This is a genomic window from Kitasatospora sp. NPDC090091 (assembly GCF_044747365.1).
Classification (GTDB): Bacteria; Actinomycetota; Actinomycetes; order Streptomycetales; family Streptomycetaceae; genus Kitasatospora.
On sequence record NZ_JBIVDY010000008.1, the window covers coordinates 177,170 to 199,838 of the forward strand.

Sequence of the window (22,669 nt, forward strand, 5' to 3'; positions counted from 1 at the left end):
GTGCGGGAGTGCAGGGCCGGCACGGGTGGCGCAGGCGGTTCGGATGCGCAGTGCCGGTGGGTGGAATGCGTCGCGGACACGCCGCCGAAGTGGGCGGAGCACGGTTCGGGCAGGTGGCGGGCGGTTATATATGACATACCGTCAGATAGTTGGACCGCGAGGTCGCTATCTCGGCGTTCCCCCACGCGCCCCCCACGCCGATCGGTGCACCATGCGACGCATCTCCTCCTGTACGCGAATCCTCGTCGCCGGACTGGGCGGCTGCCTGCTGGCCGCCTGCGCGACCCCCGCCCCCGCGTCCGCCGACTCCTCCGCCCCCACGGCCACCCCGACGCCCGCCGTGACCTCCGCCGGCGCGTCCCCGTCCCCGTCCGTCCCATCCCCGTCCATCACGTCCCCGACCGCCGATTCCCCGTCCACCGCGTCCCCGTCGTTGTCCGCCCCGTCCTCGTCCGCTGCGGTGCCGGGCCCCGCGTCGGCCTCGGCGGCATCGTTGGAACAGCGGGTCGAGTCGCTGCTCGGGCAGCTGACGACCAACGAGAAGGCGACACTGCTGCAAGGGATCTGGGCCCCGCAGGACGTGCACTCGGTCGGCTACGTCGAGGGCGTGCCCCGGCTGGGCATCCCGCCCCTCCTGCTGACCGACGGGCCGGCAGGCGTCCGGGACGGGCAGCCCGCCACCGCGATGCCGGCCCCGGTCGCGCTGGCCGCCGCCTTCGACCCGGACCTCGCGACCGGCTACGGCTCGGTGCTGGGCCGTGAGGCCAAGGCCCGCGGCTACCACGTCCTGTACGCGCCGATGGTCAACATCGTCCGGGTGCCGCAGGGCGGGCGGAACTTCGAGACGCTGGGCGAGGACCCGTTCCTCGCCGGGCGGATCGCCGCCGCCGAGGTGCGCGGCATCCAGGCGCAGGGCGTCGCGGCGCAGGTCAAGCACTACGCGGCGAACAACCAGGAGAACAACCGCCAGTCGTACAGCTCCGAGGTGGACGAGCGGACGCTGCAGGAGATCGAGCTGCCGGCCTTCCGGGCGGCCGTCCAGGACGGCCGGGCCTGGTCGGCGATGTGCGGCTACAACCCGGTCGACGGGATCTGGGCCTGCGAGCACTTCCCGCTGCTGCGGGACATCCTGAAGGGCCGGTGGGGCTTCGACGGCGCCGTCGGCTCCGACTACCCGGCCACCCACTCCGCCGTGAACGCCGCCGCGGCCGGGCTGGACCAGGAGTTCGGCGGCTCCACCTACTTCTCGGAGTTGGCGGGTGCGGTGGCCGACGGGCGGCTCGCACCGGCGGTCCTCGACGACCAGGTGCGCCGGGTGCTGCGGCTGATGGTCCGCAGCGGCGCCCTGGACGGCGGCCGGACGGCCGAGGCCGACCCCGGCGCCGGCGCCCGGGACGCCCGCGCGGCCGCCGTCGCCGGCACGGTGCTGCTGAAGAACGAACGCGCCGCGCTGCCGCTGGACGCCGCCCGGCTGAAGTCGATCGCCGTCATCGGCCCCTGGGCCGACCGGGCCTACACCGGAGGCTACGGCTCCTCGCACGTCACCTCGTACCCCGAGTACACCGTCTCGCCGCTCGGCGGGATCACCGCGCGGGCCGGGTCGGGCGTCTCCGTCCGCCACCACACCGGTGCCGACGCCGACGCCGCCGCAGCCGTGGCCGCCGCCGCGGACGTCGCGGTGGTCGTGGTCGGCGACGAGGAGCGCGAGGGCGAGGACCGTCCGTCGTTGGACCTCGCGCCGGCCGACGACGCGCTGATCCGCGCCGTCGCCCGGGCCAATCCGCGGACCGTGGTGGTGCTCGACACCGGCGGCCCGGTGGTGATGCCGTGGCTGGACTCCGTCCCGGCCGTGCTGGAGGCCTGGTACCCCGGCGAGCAGAGCGGCACCGCGCTCGCCGACGTGCTCTTCGGCGACGCCGACCCGGGCGGCCGCCTCCCGGTGACCTTCCCGGTCTCGGCGGCGGCGACGCCGATCCGCGGCGCCGACCAGTACCCCGGCACCGACGGCGCCTACCACTACACCGAGCGGCTGGAGGTCGGCTACCGCTGGTACGACCGGGCCGGGGTGGCGCCGCTGTTCCCCTTCGGCCACGGCCTCTCGTACACCTCCTTCGACTACAGCGGCCTCACCGTGACCGGGCCGGACGCCGCCGGGCTGGTCCAGGTCGGCTTCGACGTCGCGAACCGCGGCAGCCGGACCGGCACCGAGGTGCCCCAGCTGTACGTCTCCTTCCCGTCGGCGGCCGGCGAGCCTCCGCAGCAGCTCAAGGCGTTCGGCAAGCTCACCCTCGCCCCCGGCCGCTCCCAGCACGTGACACTTCGGCTCGACCGGTCCTCCTTCGCCACCTGGGACGCGCAGGTGCACGGCTGGCAGGTGCCCGGCGGGCGGTACGGCATCACGGTCGGGTCGTCCTCCCGGGCGCCACGGCTCAGCGGCGCCGTCGAGGTGGCGGGCTCGCCCGCCGTCTCCACCTGGTCGGGCCGGATCACCGGCTCCGACGGCTCCTGCCTGGACGCCGGTGCCGCCGCGGCCAACGCCGAGGAGGCGGTGCGGACGTCCGGCTGCGAGGGCACGGCGGTCCAGGAGGCGACGGTCGGCTCGGACGGCTCGATCGGGATGGCGGGCGGCTGCCTGCAGCCGGCCGGAACCGCCGACGGCGCCGACGTCCGGCTGCGGCCCTGCACCGGCACTGCGGCCCAGGGCTGGACGGTCCGGCCGGACACCACGATCCTGCACCGGGCCTCCGGCCGCTGCCTGCAGCCGTCGGCCGGCCGGCTGCGCCTGCGGGACTGCGGCTCCGCAGTCGAGCAGCGCTGGCACACCCCCAGGCCGAGCGGCCCGGTCACCGGACTGGCCGGGAAGTGCGTGGACGTCAACCGGGCGGCGACGGTCGACGGCACCGTCGTCCAGCTGTACCACTGCAACTCCACCGGGGCCCAGGACTGGACCGTCCAGCAGGACGACACCCTGCGGGCCTTCGGCAAGTGCCTGGACGTGACGAACGGTTGGACGGACGGCGGGACCCCGGTCCAGCTCTACGCCTGCAACGGCACCGGCGCCCAGCGCTGGCAGCCCCGTGCGGACGGCACGTTGGTCAACCCGGTCTCCGGCCGCTGCCTGGACGTCCAGTACGGGAGTACCGCCGACTTCAGCCGTCTGATCATCTGGGACTGCCACGCCGGCGCGAACCAGCGCTGGACGCTCCCGGCCTGACCCGGGCGCCTCCTGACGCGGGCGCGGCCCGACCGGGGCGCAGCCCGACACGGGCGCGGCCTGACCGGGACGCGTTCTGACCCGACCGCGCCGAAGCAAAAGGCAGGGGGCCCACCGAACGGCGGGCCCCCTTGGGTACTGCTCTTGTGCTCATGGTGACGGCCGCAAGGCCGCCGGCGGACCCGAGGGGGTCCCGAGCGATCAGGTCATCAGAGGATGATCAGATAGCGGTGACGTTCTCCGCCTGCGGGCCCTTCGGGCCCTGGGTGACGTCGAAGGTGACCGCCTGGTTCTCCTCCAGCGAGCGGAAACCGTTCGCGTTGATGGCGGAGTAGTGGACGAAGACGTCGGGGCCGCCGCCCTCCTGGGCGATGAAGCCGAAGCCCTTCTCAGCGTTGAACCACTTGACGGTTCCCTGAGCCATGCCGTTCTCCTTGCGAGGGACGTGTTGGGGACCACACCGTGTGGCGCCCGGTCCGCTGCGCTGATCGCCCTGCCTCCGGACGGGTCCGGAGTTTTTCGATATTGCTGAAAAACTACAAAAAGCCTGCGGTTACATGCTCCGCAGGCTTCAAGTACTGCAAGGGGAATCAAACTGCAACTGAGGGCAACGCTAGCATGCGGTCGCTGTGACGACCAGGGGTGACTTGCGGGGCGGACAGTGCGTGTCGTAAGGCCCCTGGGCGTGTCGTACAGGCCGGTGAGGGGTGTCCGGATCAGCAGGCATACGCTGCGGGGGTGGCGCGCACGAACAGCGAGGGAGCGGCGCAGTGTCGGTACCGGATGCGGAAACGCAGGAGCCCGAGGAGAACACCCCGGTCAGGCCGCGGGTAGGGCATATTCAGTTCCTGAACTGCGTCCCTCTCTACTGGGGCCTGGCCAGGACCGGCAATCTGCTCGATCTTGATCTCACCAAGGACACTCCCGAGAAGTTGAGTGACCAACTGGTCGGCGGTTCTCTCGACATCGGTCCGATCACCTGTGTGGAGTACCTGCGGCACGCGGACGAACTGTTGGTCCTGCCGGACATCGCCGTCGGCAGCGACGGCCCGGTGATGTCCTGCGTGATCGTCAGCAAGCTTCCGCTGTCCGAGCTGGACGGCCGCCGGGTCGCCCTCGGCTCGACCAGCCGGACCTCCGTCCGGCTGGCGCGCCTGCTGCTGGAGGAGCGCGAGGGCGTCCGACCGGAGTACTTCAGCTGCCCGCCCGACCTGGACGCGATGCTCGCCGAGGCCGACGCCGCCGTGCTGATCGGCGACCCGGCGCTGCGCGCCTACCTCGGGCAGGCCGCCGCGCAGGGCCTCGCGGTGCACGACCTGGGCGCGATGTGGAAGGAGTGGACGGGGCTGCCGTTCGTCTTCGCCGTCTGGGCCGCCCGCCGCGACTTCGCCGAGCGCCGTCCGGCTCTGACCGCAGCGGTGCACCGGGCCTTCCTGGAGTCCCGTGACCTCTCGCTGGTGGAGGCCCGCGAGGTGGCCGCACAGGCCGCCCGCTGGGAGGCGTTCGACGCCGGGGTGCTGGAACGGTACTTCAGCGAGGCGCTGGACTTCTCGCTCGGCGAGCGGCAGCTGGCGGGCATGACCGAGTTCGCCCGCCGGGTCGCGCACGACAGCGGCTTCGCGCCGGACGTCCGGGTCCGGCTGTTGGAGCCGGTGGCGGAAGCGGTGGTGGAAGAGGTGGCGGAACCGGTGCTGGAGCCGGCGTCCGTCGTGGCCTGAGGCGGCGGGGCGGGACGGGGTTCGGTCAGCGGTCCGGTCCGGGGCGGCCGGGGTTCGGGCTGGGGTCTGAGCCACGGAGGTCCCGGTCCGGGGCTGGGCCGGGTGGCCGACCCTGCCGGGGGAGTGCCGCAGGTTGTGACGCTCCGACGCCTCCCCGCCCGGTACGGTCTGCTCGCGGTCCGCTCGTGGACCGTGCGGGCCGGCAGGTCGAGGGGAGCGTGCGGCAATGCAGGCACTGGGGGCGGACGACCCGCGCCAGGTGGGCGGCTACCGGTTGCTGCGGCGCCTCGGCGCGGGCGGGATGGGCCGGGTCTACCTCGGCCGGACGGCCGGCGGCCGGACGGTGGCCGTCAAGGTGGTCCGCGGCGAACTGGCCGAGGACGCCGAGTTCCGCGCCCGGTTCCGGCAGGAGGTCGCGGCGGCCCGCCGGGTCGGCGGCACCTGGACCGCGCCGGTGCTGGACGCCGACACCGAGGGCGAGCACCCCTGGGTGGCCACCGGCTACGTCGCCGGCCCCGCACTCGGCAACGCCGTCCGCGACTTCGGGCCGCTGCCCGAGCCCGCCGTCCGGACCCTGGGCGTCGGGCTGGCCGAGGCGCTCGGCCACGTGCACGGGCTCGGGCTGGTGCACCGCGACGTCAAGCCGTCCAACGTACTGCTCACCCTCGACGGGCCGCGTCTGATCGACTTCGGCATCGCCCGCGCGCTCGACGCGACCAGCGGGCTCACCCAGTCCGGCTACGTGGTCGGCTCGCCCGGCTTCATGTCGCCGGAGCAGGCGAGCGGCCTGCCCGCCGGGCCGGCGAGCGACGTGTTCTCGCTCGGCGCGGTGCTCGCCTTCGCGGCCACCGGGGTGCACCCCTTCGGGGAGGGGGTGAGCGTCGCGGTGCTGCTCTACCGGGTGCTGCACGAGGAACCCGACCTGTCCGGGCTGTCCGGGCCGCTCCACCCGGTGGTGCTGGCCTGCCTGGCCAAGGACCCTGCGGCCCGCCCCACTCCGCAGCAGCTGCGGGAGCGGTTGGACGCCGACGGCGCGGCCACCCTCCGGCTCGGGCGCGGCGGGTGGCTGCCGCCCGAGCTGGCGGCGGCGGTCGGGCGCAGTGCCGTCGAGCTGCTGGACCTGGAGGGGGAGCAGGGTACCGGGCTCGGTGAGGCCGGTGGCGCCGGTGCTGGCGGTGGCGGTGGTGGCGGCGCGGGGTTCGGACCGGGGCCCGTGCCGGGGTCGGGGTCATGGCCGGGGGCGGCGTCGGGGGCAGGGGTGGCGTCGGGGTCGGGGGCGGGGTCGGGGGCGGCCGGGCTGTCGGGGTCGGCCGGGATGTCGGCGCCGGCGGACGGATGGGCGGTGCGGACGCCCACGTTCGGGGACGGCGTGCCGGTCGGGAACGGAGGCCCTGGGGCCGGGTCGGCCGAGGGCGGGCCGGTACCGACGCCGTCGCAGGACCGACGGAGCGGCCGGGGCACGGCCGCGGTCGCCGGAGCGGCGGCCGCCGTGCTGTTCCTCGGCGGTGGCGGCTACGGCCTCTACCAGTGGCTGGGGAAGTCCGATCCGGCGAGCACGAAAGCTGCCACGACCGCCTCCACGTCGACCTCCCCGGCCGGCACCACGGAGCCGCCGCCGTCGCCCCGCGCGGACGTGCCGACGACGACCACACCCGGCGCCACCGGCGGGGTCGCGACGCCCGCCACCACCACGACGACCGGGGGGCCGAGCGCCGTCCCGGCCGCGTTCCTCGGCACCTGGCGCGGCGAGATGACCACCGCCAGGGGCCTGCCCGCCGGCGCGACCACCCTGACGATCGTCCCGGCCGCGATCGGGCAGGACGCCGTCACGAGTCGGAACGAGATCACCGGCCTGATCTCGGTGAGCTGCGACGGCACCTGGCGGCTCGACTCGGTGTCACCGGACAAGCTGGTCTTCACTTCCCGGCTCGTCCGCTCCTCCTTCCCCGGGGCCTGCAGCGGCGGATCCAGCTCGGAGACGCTCACCCTGCAGAAGGACGGAACCATCCGCTTCACCTCCGTCGACCCCGACGCCGGCAACCCCTCCGGGACCATGCGAAAGGTGTCGTGAGGCCTGGCGCGGGCGCCGCAGGAGGCTGGCGTAGGCTGGTTCGGCCGTACCAGGAACCACCCAAGACCGTCGTGCGAAGGCGGTACCGAGAGAGAGTAGGCCGACAGGTGTCCGAGCTCGCAGCGACCACCCTCGATGCGCCCAGCACCGACCTGCAGGCCGTGCTCGACCGGGCCGCGGCCGGCGGCCGGATCACCCCGGAGGAGGCGCTGGAGCTGTACCGCTCGGCGCCGCTGCACGCGCTCGGCTCGGCCGCCGACGCCGTGCGCCGCCGCCGCTACGCCGGTACCGAGCACATCGCGACGTACATCATCGAGCGCAACATCAACTACACCAACGTGTGTGTGACGGCGTGCAAGTTCTGCGCCTTCTACGTGGCGCCGAAGAGCGACAAGGGCTGGTCCCGCGACCTCGACGAGATCCTGCGCCGCTGCGCGGAGACGGTCGAGCTGGGCGGCACCCAGGTGATGTTCCAGGGCGGCCACCACCCGGATTACGGCGTCGAGTACTACGAGCGCGCCTTCTCGGCCATCAAGGCGGAGTTCCCGCAGCTGGTGATCCACTCGCTGGGCGCCTCCGAGGTCGAGCACATGTCGCGGATCTCGGGCGTGTCGATCGAGGAGGCCATCACCCGGATCCACCGGGCCGGCCTGGACTCCTTCGCGGGCGCCGGAGCCGAGCTGCTGCCGGAGCGTCCGCGCAAGGCCATCGCGCCGCTCAAGGAGTCCGGCGAGCGCTGGCTGGAGATCATGGAGGCGGCGCACGGCCTGGGTGTGGAGTCCACCTCCACCATGCTGATGGGCACCGGGGAGACCAACGCCGAGCGGATCGAGCACCTGCGGATGATCCGCGACGTGCAGGACCGCACCGGCGGCTTCCGCGCCTTCATCCCGTACACCTACCAGCCGCAGAACAACCACCTGAAGGGCTCGACGCAGGCGACCGTCTTCGAGTACCTGCGGATGATCGCGATCGCCCGCCTCTTCCTCGACAACGTCGCCCACATCCAGGGCTCCTGGCTGACCACCGGCAAGGAGGCCGGCCAGCTGTCGCTGCACTACGGCGCGGACGACCTCGGCTCGGTCATGCTGGAGGAGAACGTCGTCTCGGCGGCCGGCGCCAAGCACCGCTCCAACCTCACCGAGCTGATCCACCTGATCCGGGCCGCCGATCGCGTCCCGGCCCAGCGCTCGACCACCTACGAGCACCTGCGGGTGCTGGAGGACCCGGCCAACGACCCGGTCGACCCGCGGATCGCCTCGCACATCGCCTCCACCGCGATCGAGGGCGGCACCGCGCACCCCGAGCTGAAGATCCTCGACAACCGCTGAGCGCCCCCTTGGTCATGACCCTGCACCGGGCGGCCCTCGTGCTGCCCGATCCGGCCGACCCCACCGCCCCGTCCGTCGCCGACGGGGCGGTGCTGGTGCAGGACGGCCGGATCGCGGCCCTGGGCCCCTGTGACGAGCTCGCGGCCGCCCACCCCGGGGCCCGGCTGCGCGACTGGGGCGCGGCGCTGCTCACGCCCGGCCTGCGCAATCCGTACGGGCACCGGCTGCTGGAACACGCGTACCACCCGGACCCGCGCGAGGGGGTGGGGGACGCACCGGTGCCCGGGGCCCTCTCCGGCTCGACCGACGAGACGCGCTGCGGTGCGAGCGCCCGGCGCGGGCTGCAGCGGATGCTCGGGTGCGGGGTGACGGCGGTGGCCGGGCCGTTCGAACGGGCTTCGGTGCGCACGGCGGTGACCCGCTCGGGGCTGACCGCCCTGGCGGCGCATCCCGGTGCCGCGGAGGCCGAGGGCCCGTTGGATCCGCTCGCCGTGCTGCCGCTCGCCGAGGCGGCGTACGGTCGGCTGGCGGTCGGCGGCCGGGCGGACTTCGCGGTGTTCGAGGTGTTCGCGGTGAACGCGGTGGCCGGGGGGACCGCGGTGCTCGGGGGTGGGGCCGGTGCCGTCGGGTCCGTTGCCGGTGAGGCTGGCGCCGTCGGGTCCGCCGCCGGTGAGGCTGGCGCTGCCGAGACCGTGGTTGTGCGTCCCGGGAGTTGTCTGGCCACCGTGCTGGCCGGACGGTTGGTGTACCGGCGGCGCTGACGCACCGGCTACCGGCGGGTATCCGCATTCCCGTGCGGCGCTTGGGACTTCCTTCGTGTGCATCCGGGAACTCCTTCGTGTGCCGCCGAACTCCGGTGCCGGTCGTCCTGTCTGATTACCCCTTCGCCGTGACCTGAGGGCCCGCCAGCGGATACGATCCCGGACAGCTCACTCCGTACCCTCACCACACTCCGCCCGTCACCGCGGGCGGCGGGGCCTCGTCCCAGGCCCCGAAGGCAAGCCAGGACAGGAACCATGCGATCCGCGACCGTCCCCCCGCCGCGCGCTCCGCGGTTGGGCCGTGGCTGGTACCTCACCGCCGTGCTCAGCGCCGTGCTGGCCGTCGGCATGTGCCTGCTCGGTTGGCGTCAGGCCGATCAGGCCGACCGGATCGGCGCCCACCCGGTGAGAGCCGAGGGCATCGTCACCCAGCTGAACACCGGAGGCGGTTCGTACTCCACCGTCAGCTACCGGGTCTCCGGCCAGCCGCACACGGCCGCCGCACTGCCGCTGGCGGACGGCACCAAGGTCGGGGACGCGGTCTGCCTGGAGCACGCCGCGGACGACGCGGGCGCGGTCCGGATCTGCGGTGACACCTACCCGCAGCCGTTCGGCGTCGGGCTGGCCCGGTTCAGCGTGCCGGTGGCGGTGATCCTCTTCTTGGTCTGCGTGCTGCGGATCCGCCGGCACCGCAGGGAGGTCGCCGTGCGTGCGGGCACGGGCAGGATCGCCAGCACCGTCGCGCTCGCGGCGGGTGCGCTGCCCGACGGGATGCCGGCGATAACGCAGGGCAAGCGCTCGCGCCGGAAGCGCCGGGCCGGCGGGCGGCGCGCGCTGCACTGAGCGCGCCTCTGCGGGGGTGCGCTAGGGCTTGTTCGGTGGACGCCTGCTGAGCGCGGGTCTGGTGGGCTCGCTAGTGCTGGGTGCCCTTGCTGGGTCGGTGCCGCGGCTGGGTCGGGGCCCCTGCTGGGTCGGGCCGCGGTCGCGGGCGCCGGGCCGTAGGTGCAGGGGCCGAGGGCGCTGCGCGGCCGATCGGGCCCGGCCGGTGTGCCCCCTTGCCCGGGCGGTGGGGGGCAGGGTGAACAATGGGGTGGTGACCCGAGCCTCTCTGGACAAGCAGCCGCACGAAGTCGCCGCCATGTTCGACGACGTGGCGGCCAAGTACGACCGCACCAACGACGTGATCTCCCTCGGCCAGGCCCGTGCCTGGCGCCGGGCGGTGGCCGATGCGGTGGCCGCCGGGCCGGGCGACCTGGTGCTCGACCTCGGAGCCGGCACCGGCACCTCCTCGCTGCCCTTCGTCGAGGCCGGCGCCCAGGTCGTCCCGTGCGACTTCTCGGTCGGCATGCTGGCCGAGGGCAAGAGCCGCCACCCCGAGCTGGCGCTCACCGCGGGGGACGCCACCAGGCTGCCGTTCGCCGACGGCACCTTCGACTCGGTGACGATCTCCTTCGCGCTGCGCAACGTCCACGAGACCGACACGGCGCTGCGCGAGATGTACCGGGTGACCAAGCCCGGCGGCAAGCTGGTGATCTGCGAGTTCTCGACGCCGACCTGGACGCCGTTCCGGACCGTCTACACCGAGTACCTGATGCGGGCGCTGCCGCCGGTCGCCACCGCGGTCAGCAGCAACCCGGAGGCCTACGTCTACCTCGCCGAGTCGATCCGGTCCTGGCCCGACCAGCCCGCGCTGGCCGCGAAGCTGCAGGAGGCCGGCTGGTCGAAGGTCGCCTGGCGCAACCTCACCGGCGGGATCGTCGCCATGCACCGGGCGTACAAGGTCGGTTAGGGCCCGCCGCTCGGATCCCGTCGGAGCGGGTGGCGCTCGCGGGGACGGGCCCTGGGTTCGTTCCTGCGTCGGGTCCTGCTTCGGGTCTTGCTCCGGACCTCCGCCGGCCTTGCTCCGGGTTGTCGGCGGTCCGGCGGACGGCAAAACGGTGCTGCCGCCCTCGGGTCCGGTTCCGGGGGCGGCAACTAGACTGCCGAGGTCAACGCCTCCGTCCCCCAGCCGCAGCTCCAGGAGAGTGCCCACCGTGTCCGAGACCGCAGCCGATCTGACGAAGCCGGGCAGCCCCGTGGAGAGCACCGCCGATGTCATCGTGGTTGGCGCGGGCCCGGCCGGCTCCACCACCGCGTACTACCTCGCCCAGGCGGGCCTGGACGTCCTGCTGCTGGAGAAGACGTCGTTCCCCCGCGAGAAGGTCTGCGGTGACGGTCTGACGCCGCGCGCCACCAAGCAGCTGGTCGACATGGGCATCGACGTGTCGACCGAGAACGGCTGGCTCCACAACAAGGGCCTGCGGATCATCGGCGGCGGCGTCCGGCTGGAGCTGGACTGGCCGGAGCTGTCCGCCTTCCCCGACTACGGCCTGGTGCGCAAGCGCGCCGACTTCGACGAGCTGCTCGCCCGTCAGGCCGAGAAGGCCGGCGCCCGGCTCTACGAGCGGTGCAACGTCAGCGGCCCGGTGCTGGACGACCGGACCGGCCGGATCGTCGGCGTCACCGCCCGGCTCGGCGAGGAGAAGCGGGAGGTGACGTTCCGCGCCCCGCTGGTGGTCGCCGCGGACGGCAACTCCACCCGGCTCTCGCTCGCCATGGGCCTGCACCGCCGCGAGGACCGCCCGATGGGCGTCGCCTACCGGACCTACTTCACCTCGCCGCGCCACGACGACGACTACCTGGAGTCCTGGCTGGAGCTGTGGGACACCCGTGGCAGCCAGCGCAAGCTGCTGCCCGGCTACGGCTGGGTCTTCGGCATGGGCGACGGCACCTCCAACGTAGGCCTCGGCATCCTCAACTCCTCGCCGGCGTTCGGTGAGCTGGACTGGCGAGAGGTCCTCAAGGCCTGGTGCGCCAGCATGCCGGAGGAGTGGGGCTACACCCCCGAGAACATGACCGACCCGATCCGCGGCGCTGCTCTGCCGATGGCCTTCAACCGGCAGCCGCACTACACCCGCGGTCTGCTGCTGGTCGGCGACGCGGGCGGCATGGTCAACCCGTTCAACGGCGAGGGCATCGCCTATGCGATGGAATCCGGCCAGATCGCGGCCGGGGTCATCGTCCAGGCCAACGCCCGGGTGACGGAGGCCGGTCGGGAGCGCGCCCTCCAGGCCTACCCGCGCATCCTGAAGGACGTCTACGGCGGCTACTACACGCTCGGCCGCGCCTTCGTGAAGCTCATCGGCAACCCCAAGGTCATGCAGCTCGCCACCCAGCGCGGTCTGACCCACCCGATCCTGATGAAGTTCGTCCTCAAGATGCTCGCCAACCTGACGGACCCGCAGGGCGGCGACGCCATGGACCGCGTCATCAACGGCCTCGCGAAGGTCGCGCCGAACGCCTGACGGGAGGCGGAGCGGGCCGGACGGTGTCCGGGCCGGGACCGTCAGGTGCCGGCCGGGCCCGCCTGGTCGGCTTCCGGGTCCGCCGGGGCGTCCGATTGGTCGGTCTGGTCGGTCTGGTCGGTCTGGTCGGTCTGGTCGGCCGGGCCCGTCCGGTCCGTCCGGCCCGCCTGGCCGGGCGGTGTGGTGCGGCTGGCGGCGGAGCGCTGCTCGACGTAGGCGAGGCGGTCGGCGAAGACCCGGGCGGCGTCCGGGGTGAGCGTGCGGAGGGCGACCAGGGCGGAGAAGACCACGTCGCAGAGCTCGTGCTGGACGTCCTCCCAGGTGTGGGTGACGCCCTTGCGGGGGTTCTGGCCCGTGGCGCCGATCACCGCGGCGCCCACCTCGCCGACCTCCTCGGAGAGCTTGAGGATGCGGAGCATGCGCTCCTCCCCGGGCGAGAGCCGACTCTCGTCGTCCAGCCAGGCGACCACGTGGTCGACGCTCTCCCAGATCCTGCTGTCCATGTGTGCGGCTCCCGTACGGCTTCGCTGACGCAGACCACCGTACGGGAGCCGGCGTGCGGGCTCAGCGGGAGCTGATCTTCACGTTGCGGATGTTCACCGGGAGCGTGGGGAATCCGTCGCCGGGATTGTTCTGGTCGTCCTCACCACCGGCGGCGATCTTCTGCAGGACGTCCAGGCCCGCGGTGACCCGCCCGAACGGTGTGTAGGCGGGCGAGAGCTTGGTGTCCTTCCAGACGAAGAAGAACTGGCTGCCGTTGGTGTTCGGCCCCGCGTTGGCCATGGCCACGGTGCCGGCGGGATAGGTGGCGCCGGTCAGGTTCTCGTCCGGGAAGGAGTAGCCGGGGCCGCCGCTGCCGGTCCCGGTGGGGTCGCCGCACTGCAGGACGAAGATCCGCTGGGTGGTGAGGCGGTGGCAGTGGCTGCGGTCGAAGTAGTCGTGTTCGGCCAGGAACCGGAACGAGAACGTGGTGCAGGGTGCCTCGGCGGTCAGCGCCTGGAAGGTGATCGCACCCTGGCTGGTCTTCAGGGTCGCGCTGTACGGCTTGGCCGCCTTCTTCGCGTCGAAGACGGGGATGCCCTTGAAGTTGTCGGCCGGCACCGCGGGCGTGTAGCTGCAGGTGACGGACGTGGCCGCGCCGGAGCCGGTGACCGACGGCGTATCCGCGACGGCCGTGCCGGTGCTCGCGACGAGCGGCAGGGTGGTGGCAGCGGCGAGCAATGCCCAGTGCTTGCGCTTCACTTGACGGGCCTTCCGGGGGGTGGTGGACGGCTTGATTGTCATGGCGACATCATCCACGTCCGGGCGTGGATGCGGTAGACGTCCGGGGCGCGCGTTGCGCGGCGGGTGCCGTGGGGTGGGTGGCGTGGGGCGGGCGGCGCGGGGTGGGGGGAGTGCTGCGTCGCGCCGCTGGGCGGCGGGCGGCTGGTGCGGGCGGTGCGGGCGGCTGGTGCGGGTGGTGCGGTGGGTGGGTGGTGGCGGTGCGGCGGGGCGGTCAGTCGGCCTCGGGGGTGAACAGTCCGGCGCGGGCGGCGAGGGCGGCGGCGTCCGCGGCCCGCTCCGCGGTGCGGGCGTCGAGCGGCTCACCGCTGACGAACAGGCGGTAGTAGAGCGGCGCGGTCGCCGCTCGGACCACCTCGGCGCCGTCGGTGCCCGCGGGCAGCTCGCCGCGCTCGATCGCGCGCTCGGCGACGGCGGCGGCCTGACGGTGGCGGGCGGTGAAGAAGGCGCGAAGGGCGGCCGCTCCGGTGTCGGAGCGCTGGGCGGCGGCGATGAGTGCGGTCGGTGTCGGGCCGAGGTCGGGATCGGTGAAGACGGCGAAGGCCTCGTGGGTGATCAGACGGAGGTCGCCGGCCAGGTCGCCGGTGTCGGGGAGCGGCCACGGCTGGTCGGCGGAGGCGGTCAGCGCCTCCGCGACCAGGCCGTCGACTCCGCCCCAGCGGCGGTACAGGGTGGCCTTGTGCACGCCGGAGCGGGTGGCCACGGCATCGACGGTCAGTCCGTCGTACCCCTTCTCGGTGACTTCGGCGAGCGTGGCGGTGACGACCTCTGCGCGCACGCGGGCGCTGCGCCCACCGGGGCGGGTGGAGGGGATTCGGGATTCCTCGCTCAAAGTCGACTCCAGTCGCATTAAGGCTTGCCGTGCCGGCCCTGCCGTGTCATCCTCATCTTAATGCGACTTGAGTCGCGTTTCTCCTCTCGCTCTGGCCGCTCTAGGAGTTCCATGACCGCAGTCACCGCCCCCGACCCCACCGTCCTGCACCCCCTCGCGGGCCACGACCGCGTCGTCCTGCTGCGTCCGTTGGTCACCGATCCGCGCATCCAGGTCGGTGAGTACACCTACTTCGACGACCCGGACGGTGCCACCCGCTTCGAGGAGCGCAACGTCCTCTACGCCTACGGCCCCGAGCGGTTGGTGATCGGCAAGTACTGCGCCCTCGCCACCGGGACCCGCTTCCTGATGGCCGGCGCCGCCCACCCGGCCGTCGGGGTGTCCACCTTCCCGTTCACCATGTTCGGCGGCACCTGGACCGACCGGACTCTCGACATCGTCACCGGGCTCCCGACCAGGGGCGACACCGTCGTCGGCAATGACGTCTGGTTCGGGTACGGCGCCACCGTGCTGCCCGGGGTGCGGATCGGGGACGGGGCGATCATCGCGGCCGGTGCCGTGGTCACGGCCGACGTCGAGCCGTACACCGTCGTCGGGGGCAATCCGGCCCGCCCGATCCGCCGCCGCTTCGACGACGCCGACATCGACCGGCTGCTGCGCGCGGCCTGGTGGGACTGGCCGGTCGAGCTAATCACCGAACACGTCCGCGCCATCATGGCCGGCACCCCCGCCGACATCGAGGCCATCGCCGCGGCCCACGGCCTGCTGGCCCCGTGACCCCGTCGAACCCCGGTCGGCCGGCGCTCCGGCGGCTTGCCCCGTCGACCGAAAGCCGTTGATCGCGGCCGTGCCGGTGCGCAATGATGACGGGCCCCTTGGAAGCCGTTGTGGTGCTCCGAGCCGGGCGGCCCGTGGTGGCCCGAGATCCGTCCGACGTCGTACGGGAATCTCCTCGTCGGTTCCGTTCGCTCCGGAGGGGTCCTGTTCATGCGCGGTTCGTCGTCCTTCCTTCGTGATCTGCCGGTGTTGTTGGTGGCCGTGGTCTGGGGGTCGAGCTTCCTGGCCGTGCAGCAGGTGGCCGAGCCGGGGACGGTGGTGGCGATGTTGGTGCTGCGCTTCGGGCTGGTGCTTCCGTTGCTGGGCGTCGTCGCCTGGCCGGCGTTGCGCGGGATGGGCCGGGCCGAGTGGCTGGGCGGCGGGCTCCTGGGACTGATCCTCGGCGGGGTCTTCCTGCTGGAGACGTACGGTGCGGTGCACACCTCCGCCACCAATGCGGGCCTGATCATCAGCCTCACCATGGTGTTCACTCCTCTCGCGGAGAGCGCCCTCGCGCGGACGCCGTTGCCGCGGGCGTTCCTCGCCGCGGCGGGGTTGGCGGTGGTCGGTGTGGCCCTGCTCACCGGGGACGGCGGGCTGAAGGCCCCGACGGCAGGGGATCTGCTGGTGCTCGGCGCCGCAGTCGTCCGGACCGTGAACGTGCTGGCGATGTCCCGGATGAGGTCGATCGGGGACACCGATCCGCTGGCCCTCACCTGGGTCCAACTCGCCGCCGCGACCGCTGTGTTCGCCGCGGTCGCGCCGTTCGTCGGGCCGCTGCCGTGGACGGTGGCCGCCTCGTACGGCCCGGCCCAGTGGGCCTGGCTGCTGCATCTCGCCCTGCTCTGCACGCTGTTCGCCTTCTTCGTGCAGATGTGGGCCGTCCGCGCGACCTCGCCCTCCCGGGTCAGCCTGCTGCTCGGTACCGAACCGCTCTGGGCCGCCGTCTTCGGCATCACCCTCGCCGGCAACCGCCTCGGCCCGGTCGGGCTGCTGGGCGGTGCGTTGGTGCTGGTCGCCACCGAGTGGGGCCGCCGCACCACCGCCGCACCGGGCCCGGTCGGGTCGCGAACGGTGGACGGTGAGCGGGCGGTGGACACGGAGCCCGCCGCGACGGCGTGAGGCGCAGTGGGAACCGGAGAGGCCCTCATCGGCGGCCCAGCGTCCGGCGGGCGTAGGAGAACGTCACCGCGGCGACCAGGGGACCCCACGCGACCAGCGGGAGGTAGCAGAGGGTCATGACCACCCCGGCGAAGCCGTGGGGGGCGTCGGGACTGCTCATGTTGGCCGCCCAGCCGCCGAAGAGCGCGGTCGCTCCGAGCCAGGTCAGGACGGCGGAGCCGAGGGCGGCCGGGACGATCGCGGCGAGCGGGCGGACCTTTCGGCCGCCCAGCAGCGGGATCCGGCGCGGCACCACCTCGCCCCAGGGCCGGACCAGGCCGAGGGTGAGGAAGGCCAGGAACTCGGCCAGCCCGCTCAGCACCAGGACGTAGACAGTGCCCCAGCCCGGATTGTGGCGGTCGAAGGCCGCGGCCGTCCCGCCGCTGAAGCCGACCGGGATGCCCAGCCCCAGGACGATCCGCCACAGCCCGGACGGTACGGTCGTCCAGACGGTGGCCTTGGCGGCGAGCTCGGCCCAGCGCGGTGCGGGGGCGACGGCGCGGTTGCGGGATCCGGCTGCCGGGCCGGTGCCGGCGGTGCCGGCGGTGCGGGCCCCGGCCCCGGTCGTGGTGCGGCGCGCGGTCGTGGTCATGGCGGTCTGCTCCTCTCCGGACGGCCCCGGTGGCCGGTCCGACGGGATGAGCGTGCCGCCGGGACGGTGGCGCTCGGCAGTGCCGATCGGCAGGTTCTTCGGGGCTCCGAGCGGGATGCAGGAATGTGCCGATCGGCAGAGGCAGAGCGATGCGGGCCTTCGTATGGTTGCGGCACGAAGGGAGGCGACGATGAGTCAGATGCTCTCGCTGGCGGTCCCGCTGGTGCTGCTGGTCGGGTTGCTGATGCGGGCCCGGTACGGGGTGGTGGCCGTGGCCGGGGCCGCCGGATCGGTGTCGGCGGCGGTCACAGTCGGCGTCTGGGCGGCCGGCCGCTGGCTGGAGGAGGACCGTTGGGCGGGCGCGGTCGGCCTGGCCGAAATCGCCTCCCTGCTCCTGCTGCTGGTGCTCACACTCCGCATCGAGAGCGGCCGGCGCTCGGCCGCCGTGGCCTACACGATCGGCGGTGCGGTGGCGCTCTGGCCGTCCCGGTTCGAGGCGATCTCGGGGCCCGGTTCCTGGCTGACGCTCTTCGGCTTCGGCTCGGCCCTGGCGCTGCCGACGGTGCTGGTCGGGCTCTACCTGCGGGGGATGGACGACGCCCGGCGGCGCTCGGTGGCGGCGGCCCGTCGCGCCCAGCGGCTCGAACTCGCCCACGACCTGCATGACTTCGTGGCGCACGACGTCAGTGGCATGGTGGCTCAGGCACAGGCGGGGATGGTCCTCGCAGCCTCCGACCCGGTCCGGGCGGCGGCTCTCTTCGAGCGGATAGAGCAGGCCGGGCAGCAGGCGCTGACCTCGCTCGACCGGACCGTCCGGCTGCTGCGCAGTGACGAGGCGGACCTGCCCGAGCGCGGCCCGCGGCCGGGCCTGGCCGAGCTCACCCCCCTGACGGACAGGTTCGCGGAGTCCGGCGGAGCCGTCGTACGGCTGGACGCCCCGACGGAGCAGGACATTCCCCGTGAGGTCGCGGCGACGGCGTACCGGATCGTGGTCGAGGCACTGACCAACGTCCGGCGGCATGCGCCGACGGCACGGGTGGTCGATGTCCGGGTGCGACGCGAAGGCCGGCGGCTGGAAGTGCTGGTGCGGGACGACGGAGGCGGGCCGCAGCCGTCCGGCCCACGCATGGGTGAGGCCCTGCGGGGCGGCAGCGGACTGGCCGGGCTGGGGGCCAGGGTCGAGGCGCTGGGTGGGACGCTCTGCTCGGGACGGGCGCAGGCCGGCGGCTGGCAGGTGAAGGCGACGATGCCCTTGGAAGGGCGATGAGCACGGGAGGGGCGGCGATGAGCATCCGGGTCCTGCTCGCCGACGACGACGAGGCGATCCGCAGTGCGTACGGGATCATCCTGGACGCCCAGCCGGACATCGAGGTGGTGGGTGAGGCCGCGGACGGTGCCGCGGCGGTGGAGGCGGCCCGTCGGCTCCGGCCGGACGTGATCCTCGCCGACATCCGCATGCCGAGGATGGACGGACTTGAGCTGACGCGGCAGCTGAGTGGGGAGTTCCGGGTGGTCGTGGTGACCACCTTCGACCTGGACGAGTACGTGCACACGGCGATCCGTTCCGGTGCGGCCGGCTTCCTGCTGAAGCGCTCGGGGCCGACGCTGCTGGCGGAGGCGGTTCGGGCGGCGGTCGCGGGCGATGCGCTGATCAGCCCGCAGATCACCGTCAGGCTGTTGCGGGAGCTCTCCGGGCGGGACCAGAACGAGGAGCGGAGTCGGGAGCAGCAACGGTCGTCGCAACACGGGCGGAGGGAGGACGGCGGCGACGAGGGGCAGGCCGGACGGAGCCGGCGTGCCGAGCAGAGCCGGATCGGGTGGTCGCGACCGTTGTTCGTCGAGGAGCTCACCGCCCGCGAGACGGAGGTCGCCCAACTGGTTGCCGACGGCGCGACCAATGCAGAGATCGGGGCGCAGTTGTTCATCACCGCCGGGACGGTGAAGAACCACCTCGCCGCGATCCAGCGCAAGATCGGCGCCCGGAACCGGGTCGGCATCGCGGCCTGGGTCTGGGAGACCGGCGCTTGATCCTCACAGGGCTTGTGAACGAAGGGTCAAGCGAGCGTTCGCCGGCCCGCCACCCCTGCGAGTGAGCCGCTATAACACGTCAACATGACGCCCGGAAATTTGCACCGGGCAAGGCATAGTTGATATAGGAGTGCGGCTCTGACCAGCCGGTTCGCAGATGAATGCGACTGGTTGTGACCATTTGACTCCTTTGCGTTGACAACTCTGGGCATGTTCACCTTCGTCACCATTCAAGAGGTGGCGTAGATCACAAAGTTCTCCCCGAACTGCGTGTCGCAGATCACAAGCAGACAGGCATAGGATGCGCTCGTTCCAGGCTTTGTGAACTGCCTCACATGAGGTGGATCTCGGGAACTGGAACACGGGTTCACCGCAGCGTGACCCGTCGGTTCCGATCTGCAGTCAAGGACGACTGGACGGAGGGAGCGGGGGCTATGAATGCCTACGCGCCGATCCTCGTACTCGGTGCCATCGCGGCGGCGTTCGCGGTCGGCTCCGTCGTGATGGCCTCACTGACCGGCCCCAAGCGCTACAACCGGGCCAAGTTGGAGGCGTACGAGTGCGGCATCGAGCCGACCCCGCAGCCCGTGGGCGGCGGTCGGTTCCCGATCAAGTACTACCTGACGGCGATGCTCTTCATCGTCTTCGACATCGAGATCGTCTTCCTCTACCCGTGGGCGGTGAGCTTCGACGCCCTGGGGATCTTCGGGCTGGTCGAGATGCTCCTGTTCATCGCCACCGTCTTCGTCGCGTACGCCTACGTCTGGCGCCGCGGCGGCCTGGAGTGGGACTGAGCGCCGCGCGGCAACCGACCCGCCGCCGACCTGACGCCGACCTTGTGAACGGGTGGACAAGCCCGAACGGCCGGAGCAATCACAGGACTTGAGGGCATTGAGAGGGATCTGATGGGAATCGAGGAGAAGCTGCCGAGCGGCTTTCTGCTCACCAGCGTGGAGACGGCCGCCGGCTGGGTGCGCAAGGCGTCCGTCTTTCCGGCCACCTTCGGGCTGGCCTGCTGCGCGATCGAGATGATGACCACCGGGGCCGGCCGCTACGACCTGGCCCGGTTCGGCATGGAGGTCTTCCGGGGATCCCCCCGGCAGGCCGATCTGATGATCGTGGCGGGTCGGGTCAGCCAGAAGATGGCCCCGGTGCTGCGCCAGGTGTACGACCAGATGCCCAATCCGAAGTGGGTCATCTCGATGGGCGTCTGCGCCTCCTCGGGCGGGATGTTCAACAACTACGCGATCGTGCAGGGCGTGGACCACATCGTCCCGGTGGACATCTACCTGCCCGGTTGTCCGCCTCGGCCGGAGATGCTGATGGACGCCATCCTGAAGCTGCACGACAAGATCCAGCACGAGCCCCTCGGCGTGAACCGCCGCCGGGCCGAGGAGTTGGGCGAGGCGCTGGCGCTGAAGGCCACCCCGGTGAGCGAGATGCGGGGGCAGCTGCGATGAACGACCAGGTACCCGAGACCCGCCGCGAGCAGCCGCACCGCGAGATCCCCGTCGAGGTGGTCGGCCGGCGCCAGGGCATGTTCGGAGCCCAGGGCAGTGGCGACACTTCCGGCTTCGGCGGCCTCGCCGCCCCGATCGTCCTGCCGCCGGCCAGCCCGCGCCCCTACGGCGGCTGGTTCGACGAGGTCGCCGACGAGTTGGAGGGCGCTCTGGAGGAGCAGGGGCTCGACCCGGCGGAAGTGATCGAGAAGACCGTCGTCGACCGATCCGAGCTGACCTTCCAGATCGCCCGCGAGCACCTGCTGAAGACCGTCCGCACCCTGCGCGACGACCCGGCGCTCCGCTTCGAGCTCTGCCTCGGCGTGAGCGGCGTGCACTACCCGGGCGACCAGGGGCGCGAGCTGCACGCGGTCTACCACCTGCGCTCGATCACCCACGGCCGGCTGATCCGGCTGGAGGTGACGGCCCCGGACGCCGACCCGCGGATCCCGTCCGTGGTCAGCGTCTATCCGACCAACGACTGGCACGAGCGCGAGACCTACGACTTCTTCGGCCTGGTCTTCGAGGACCACCCGGCGCTCACCCGGATCATGATGCCGGACGACTGGGTGGGTCACCCGCAGCGCAAGGACTACCCGCTCGGCGGCATCCCCGTCGAGTACAAGGGCGCCCAGATCCCGGCGCCCGACCAGCGGAGGTCGTACAGCTGATGAGTACTCAGCACTTCGAAGAGGCGGCGGCAGAACAGGCGCAGGCCCGCGAAACCACCGAAGGCCGGGTCTTCACCGTCACCGGCGGCGACTGGGGCGAGGTGGTCGAAGCCATCGGCCGGGCCGACGACGAGCGCATCATCGTCAACATGGGCCCCCAGCACCCGTCCACCCACGGCGTGCTGCGGCTGATCCTGGAGATCGACGGCGAGACGGTGAAGGGCGCCCGCTGCGGCATCGGCTACCTCCACACCGGCATCGAGAAGAACATGGAGTTCCGCAACTGGGTCCAGGGCACCACCTTCGTGACCCGCATGGACTACGTGGCCCCCCTGTTCAACGAGGCCGCCTACTGCCTGGCGGTCGAGAAGCTGCTCGGCATCACCGACGACATCCCGGAGCGGGCCAACGTCATTCGGGTGCTGATGATGGAGCTCAACCGGATCTCCTCGCACCTGGTCTGCATGGCCACCGGCGGGATGGAGATCGGCTCCACCACGCTGATGGTCTACGGCTTCCGCGACCGCGAGCTCATCCTGGACATCTTCGAGCTGGTCACCGGCCTGCGGATGAACCACGCGTACATCCGCCCCGGCGGTCTCGCCCAGGACCTCCCGCCCGGCGCCGTCGACCGGATCCGCGAGACGGTCAGGACGCTCCGCTCCCGGATGCACGAGTACGACAAGCTCGCCGCGAGCAACCCGCTGTTCAAGGCCCGCCTGGTCGACGTCGGCCACCTCGACCTGTCCGGCTGCGTGGCCCTGGGCGCCACCGGCCCGGTCCTGCGTGCCACCGGTCTGCCGCACGACCTGCGCAAGTCCGACCCGTACTGCGGCTACGAGGACTACGACTTCGAGGTCGCGATCGCGGACAGCGCCGACTCCTACGGCCGCTTCCTGATCCGGCTGGAGGAGATGCGCCAGTCGCTGCGGATCGTCGAGCAGTGCCTGGACCGGCTCCGGCCCGGCCCGGTCATGGTGGCCGACAAGAAGATCGCCTGGCCCGCTCAACTCGCCGTCGGCCCCGACGGCATGGGCAACTCGCTCGACCACATCCGCAAGATCATGGGCACCTCGATGGAGGCCCTGATCCACCACTTCAAGCTGGTCACCGAGGGCTTCCGGGTCCCGGCCGGCCAGGCGTACGCGGCGGTGGAGTCGTCCAAGGGCGAGCTGGGCGTCCACGTGGTCAGCGACGGCGGCACGCGCCCCTACCGGGTCCACTTCCGGGATCCGTCGTTCACCAATCTGCAGACGATGTCGGCGATGTGCGAGGGCGGCCAGGTCGCCGACGTGATCGTCGCGGTGGCCGGGATCGACCCGGTGATGGGAGGCGTGGACCGGTGACAGA

Annotated in this window: 21 protein-coding genes; 16 read left to right on the forward strand and 5 right to left on the reverse strand. The window is 72.4% G+C overall.

Features of this window, described 5'->3' with window-relative positions; genetic code table 11:
- Positions 1–211: 211 nt before the first annotated feature.
- On the forward strand, positions 212–3,214 hold the full coding sequence (locus tag ACIPSC_RS16320; protein ID WP_400826286.1) for a glycoside hydrolase family 3 C-terminal domain-containing protein: 3,003 nt from the start codon (positions 212–214) through the stop codon (positions 3,212–3,214).
- Between the two features lie 220 nt (positions 3,215–3,434).
- Here the strand turns inward: ACIPSC_RS16320 and ACIPSC_RS16325 are convergent, their stop codons facing one another.
- Positions 3,435–3,638, reverse strand: a complete 204-nt coding sequence (locus ACIPSC_RS16325) for a cold-shock protein (RefSeq protein WP_238951231.1) — start codon at positions 3,636–3,638, stop codon at positions 3,435–3,437.
- A 346-nt stretch (positions 3,639–3,984) separates the two neighbouring features.
- On the opposite strand from ACIPSC_RS16325, the gene ACIPSC_RS16330 reads away from it, so the two are divergent.
- The 7 genes from ACIPSC_RS16330 to ACIPSC_RS16360 all read left to right on the forward strand — a co-directional run bounded on the left by ACIPSC_RS16330 (position 3,985) and on the right by ACIPSC_RS16360 (position 12,439).
- The gene (locus ACIPSC_RS16330) at positions 3,985–4,932 is read left to right on the forward strand and encodes a menaquinone biosynthetic enzyme MqnA/MqnD family protein (RefSeq protein WP_400826287.1); all 948 of its coding nucleotides are present in this window, start codon (positions 3,985–3,987) and stop codon (positions 4,930–4,932) included.
- Positions 4,933–5,158: 226 nt separating this feature from the next.
- Positions 5,159–7,003, forward strand: a complete 1,845-nt coding sequence (locus ACIPSC_RS16335; RefSeq protein WP_400826288.1) for a serine/threonine-protein kinase — start codon at positions 5,159–5,161, stop codon at positions 7,001–7,003.
- A gap of 107 nt (positions 7,004–7,110) precedes the next feature.
- Positions 7,111–8,334 carry a cyclic dehypoxanthinyl futalosine synthase gene (gene mqnC / locus ACIPSC_RS16340; protein WP_400826289.1) on the forward strand — a complete coding sequence of 408 codons (1,224 nt, stop codon included), beginning with the start codon at positions 7,111–7,113 and terminating at the stop codon, positions 8,332–8,334.
- Positions 8,335–8,348: 14 nt separating this feature from the next.
- Positions 8,349–9,095 (forward strand): imidazolonepropionase-like domain-containing protein, encoded by a 747-nt coding sequence (locus ACIPSC_RS16345; RefSeq protein ID WP_400826290.1) that lies wholly within the window; start codon positions 8,349–8,351, stop codon positions 9,093–9,095.
- Positions 9,096–9,350: 255 nt separating this feature from the next.
- Positions 9,351–9,938 carry a hypothetical protein gene (locus ACIPSC_RS16350; RefSeq protein ID WP_400826291.1) on the forward strand — a complete coding sequence of 196 codons (588 nt, stop codon included), beginning with the start codon at positions 9,351–9,353 and terminating at the stop codon, positions 9,936–9,938.
- Between the two features lie 250 nt (positions 9,939–10,188).
- Positions 10,189–10,884 carry a demethylmenaquinone methyltransferase gene (locus tag ACIPSC_RS16355; protein WP_400826292.1) on the forward strand — a complete coding sequence of 232 codons (696 nt, stop codon included), beginning with the start codon at positions 10,189–10,191 and terminating at the stop codon, positions 10,882–10,884.
- 265 nt (positions 10,885–11,149) lie between these two features.
- A complete protein-coding gene (locus ACIPSC_RS16360; protein ID WP_400826446.1) occupies positions 11,150–12,439 on the forward strand; it encodes a geranylgeranyl reductase family protein in 1,290 nt (429 codons plus the stop codon).
- 41 nt (positions 12,440–12,480) lie between these two features.
- On the opposite strand, the gene ACIPSC_RS16365 is transcribed toward ACIPSC_RS16360, so the two are convergent.
- The 3 genes from ACIPSC_RS16365 to ACIPSC_RS16375 all read right to left on the reverse strand — a co-directional run bounded on the left by ACIPSC_RS16365 (position 12,481) and on the right by ACIPSC_RS16375 (position 14,552).
- Complete coding sequence (locus ACIPSC_RS16365; protein ID WP_400826294.1) at positions 12,481–12,942, reverse strand: MazG-like family protein; 462 nt, start codon at positions 12,940–12,942, stop codon at positions 12,481–12,483.
- Positions 12,943–13,003: 61 nt separating this feature from the next.
- On the reverse strand, positions 13,004–13,723 hold the full coding sequence (locus tag ACIPSC_RS16370; RefSeq protein WP_400826295.1) for a peptidylprolyl isomerase: 720 nt from the start codon (positions 13,721–13,723) through the stop codon (positions 13,004–13,006).
- Between the two features lie 211 nt (positions 13,724–13,934).
- Positions 13,935–14,552 carry a TetR/AcrR family transcriptional regulator gene (locus ACIPSC_RS16375; protein ID WP_400826296.1) on the reverse strand — a complete coding sequence of 206 codons (618 nt, stop codon included), beginning with the start codon at positions 14,550–14,552 and terminating at the stop codon, positions 13,935–13,937.
- A 111-nt stretch (positions 14,553–14,663) separates the two neighbouring features.
- Here ACIPSC_RS16375 and ACIPSC_RS16380 point away from each other — a divergent pair, with 111 nt between their 5' ends.
- On the forward strand, positions 14,664–15,329 hold the full coding sequence (locus tag ACIPSC_RS16380; RefSeq protein ID WP_400826297.1) for a CatB-related O-acetyltransferase: 666 nt from the start codon (positions 14,664–14,666) through the stop codon (positions 15,327–15,329).
- A gap of 210 nt (positions 15,330–15,539) precedes the next feature.
- Positions 15,540–16,490 carry a DMT family transporter gene (locus ACIPSC_RS16385; protein ID WP_400826298.1) on the forward strand — a complete coding sequence of 317 codons (951 nt, stop codon included), beginning with the start codon at positions 15,540–15,542 and terminating at the stop codon, positions 16,488–16,490.
- A gap of 25 nt (positions 16,491–16,515) precedes the next feature.
- Here the strand turns inward: ACIPSC_RS16385 and ACIPSC_RS16390 are convergent, their stop codons facing one another.
- Positions 16,516–17,121 (reverse strand): hypothetical protein, encoded by a 606-nt coding sequence (locus ACIPSC_RS16390; RefSeq protein ID WP_400826299.1) that lies wholly within the window; start codon positions 17,119–17,121, stop codon positions 16,516–16,518.
- Positions 17,122–17,311: 190 nt separating this feature from the next.
- Here ACIPSC_RS16390 and ACIPSC_RS16395 point away from each other — a divergent pair, with 190 nt between their 5' ends.
- From ACIPSC_RS16395 to ACIPSC_RS16420, 6 genes are all read left to right on the forward strand, one after another.
- Positions 17,312–18,388: a sensor histidine kinase gene (locus ACIPSC_RS16395; protein ID WP_400826301.1), complete on the forward strand. Its 1,077-nt coding sequence runs from the start codon at positions 17,312–17,314 to the stop codon at positions 18,386–18,388.
- Positions 18,389–18,405: 17 nt separating this feature from the next.
- Positions 18,406–19,149 carry a response regulator gene (locus tag ACIPSC_RS16400; RefSeq protein WP_400826448.1) on the forward strand — a complete coding sequence of 248 codons (744 nt, stop codon included), beginning with the start codon at positions 18,406–18,408 and terminating at the stop codon, positions 19,147–19,149.
- Positions 19,150–19,583: 434 nt separating this feature from the next.
- The gene (locus tag ACIPSC_RS16405) at positions 19,584–19,943 is read left to right on the forward strand and encodes an NADH-quinone oxidoreductase subunit A (protein ID WP_014137597.1); all 360 of its coding nucleotides are present in this window, start codon (positions 19,584–19,586) and stop codon (positions 19,941–19,943) included.
- A 111-nt stretch (positions 19,944–20,054) separates the two neighbouring features.
- On the forward strand, positions 20,055–20,609 hold the full coding sequence (locus tag ACIPSC_RS16410; protein ID WP_238951215.1) for an NADH-quinone oxidoreductase subunit B family protein: 555 nt from the start codon (positions 20,055–20,057) through the stop codon (positions 20,607–20,609).
- Positions 20,606–21,319, forward strand: coding sequence for an NADH-quinone oxidoreductase subunit C (locus tag ACIPSC_RS16415; protein WP_400826304.1), 714 nt, complete (start codon positions 20,606–20,608; stop codon positions 21,317–21,319). The genes ACIPSC_RS16410 and ACIPSC_RS16415 overlap by 4 nt, the downstream gene beginning before the upstream one ends.
- On the forward strand, positions 21,319–22,665 hold the full coding sequence (locus ACIPSC_RS16420; protein ID WP_400826305.1) for an NADH-quinone oxidoreductase subunit D: 1,347 nt from the start codon (positions 21,319–21,321) through the stop codon (positions 22,663–22,665). Before ACIPSC_RS16415 ends, ACIPSC_RS16420 begins: the two co-directional genes overlap by 1 nt.
- Positions 22,666–22,669: the final 4 nt, after the last annotated feature.

Excerpts from the sequence above, each read along its gene's own strand:
- ACIPSC_RS16395 (WP_400826301.1), top strand. The coding sequence starts at position 17,312 with ATGAGTCAGATGCTCTCGCTGGCGGTCCCGCTGGTGCTGCTGGTCGGG.
- ACIPSC_RS16385 (WP_400826298.1), top strand. The coding sequence starts at position 15,540 with ATGCGCGGTTCGTCGTCCTTCCTTCGTGATCTGCCGGTGTTGTTGGTG.
- ACIPSC_RS16405 (WP_014137597.1), top strand. The coding sequence starts at position 19,584 with ATGAATGCCTACGCGCCGATCCTCGTACTCGGTGCCATCGCGGCGGCG.
- ACIPSC_RS16410 (WP_238951215.1), top strand. The coding sequence starts at position 20,055 with ATGGGAATCGAGGAGAAGCTGCCGAGCGGCTTTCTGCTCACCAGCGTG.
- ACIPSC_RS16365 (WP_400826294.1), bottom strand. The coding sequence starts at position 12,942 with ATGGACAGCAGGATCTGGGAGAGCGTCGACCACGTGGTCGCCTGGCTG.
- ACIPSC_RS16420 (WP_400826305.1), top strand. The coding sequence starts at position 21,319 with ATGAGTACTCAGCACTTCGAAGAGGCGGCGGCAGAACAGGCGCAGGCC.
- ACIPSC_RS16350 (WP_400826291.1), top strand. The coding sequence starts at position 9,351 with ATGCGATCCGCGACCGTCCCCCCGCCGCGCGCTCCGCGGTTGGGCCGT.
- ACIPSC_RS16415 (WP_400826304.1), top strand. The coding sequence starts at position 20,606 with ATGAACGACCAGGTACCCGAGACCCGCCGCGAGCAGCCGCACCGCGAG.
- ACIPSC_RS16345 (WP_400826290.1), top strand. The coding sequence starts at position 8,349 with ATGACCCTGCACCGGGCGGCCCTCGTGCTGCCCGATCCGGCCGACCCC.
- ACIPSC_RS16370 (WP_400826295.1), bottom strand. The coding sequence starts at position 13,723 with ATGACAATCAAGCCGTCCACCACCCCCCGGAAGGCCCGTCAAGTGAAG.
- ACIPSC_RS16380 (WP_400826297.1), top strand. The coding sequence starts at position 14,664 with ATGACCGCAGTCACCGCCCCCGACCCCACCGTCCTGCACCCCCTCGCG.
- ACIPSC_RS16325 (WP_238951231.1), bottom strand. The coding sequence starts at position 3,638 with ATGGCTCAGGGAACCGTCAAGTGGTTCAACGCTGAGAAGGGCTTCGGC.
- ACIPSC_RS16400 (WP_400826448.1), top strand. The coding sequence starts at position 18,406 with ATGAGCATCCGGGTCCTGCTCGCCGACGACGACGAGGCGATCCGCAGT.
- ACIPSC_RS16320 (WP_400826286.1), top strand. The coding sequence starts at position 212 with ATGCGACGCATCTCCTCCTGTACGCGAATCCTCGTCGCCGGACTGGGC.
- ACIPSC_RS16335 (WP_400826288.1), top strand. The coding sequence starts at position 5,159 with ATGCAGGCACTGGGGGCGGACGACCCGCGCCAGGTGGGCGGCTACCGG.
- ACIPSC_RS16390 (WP_400826299.1), bottom strand. The coding sequence starts at position 17,121 with ATGACCACGACCGCGCGCCGCACCACGACCGGGGCCGGGGCCCGCACC.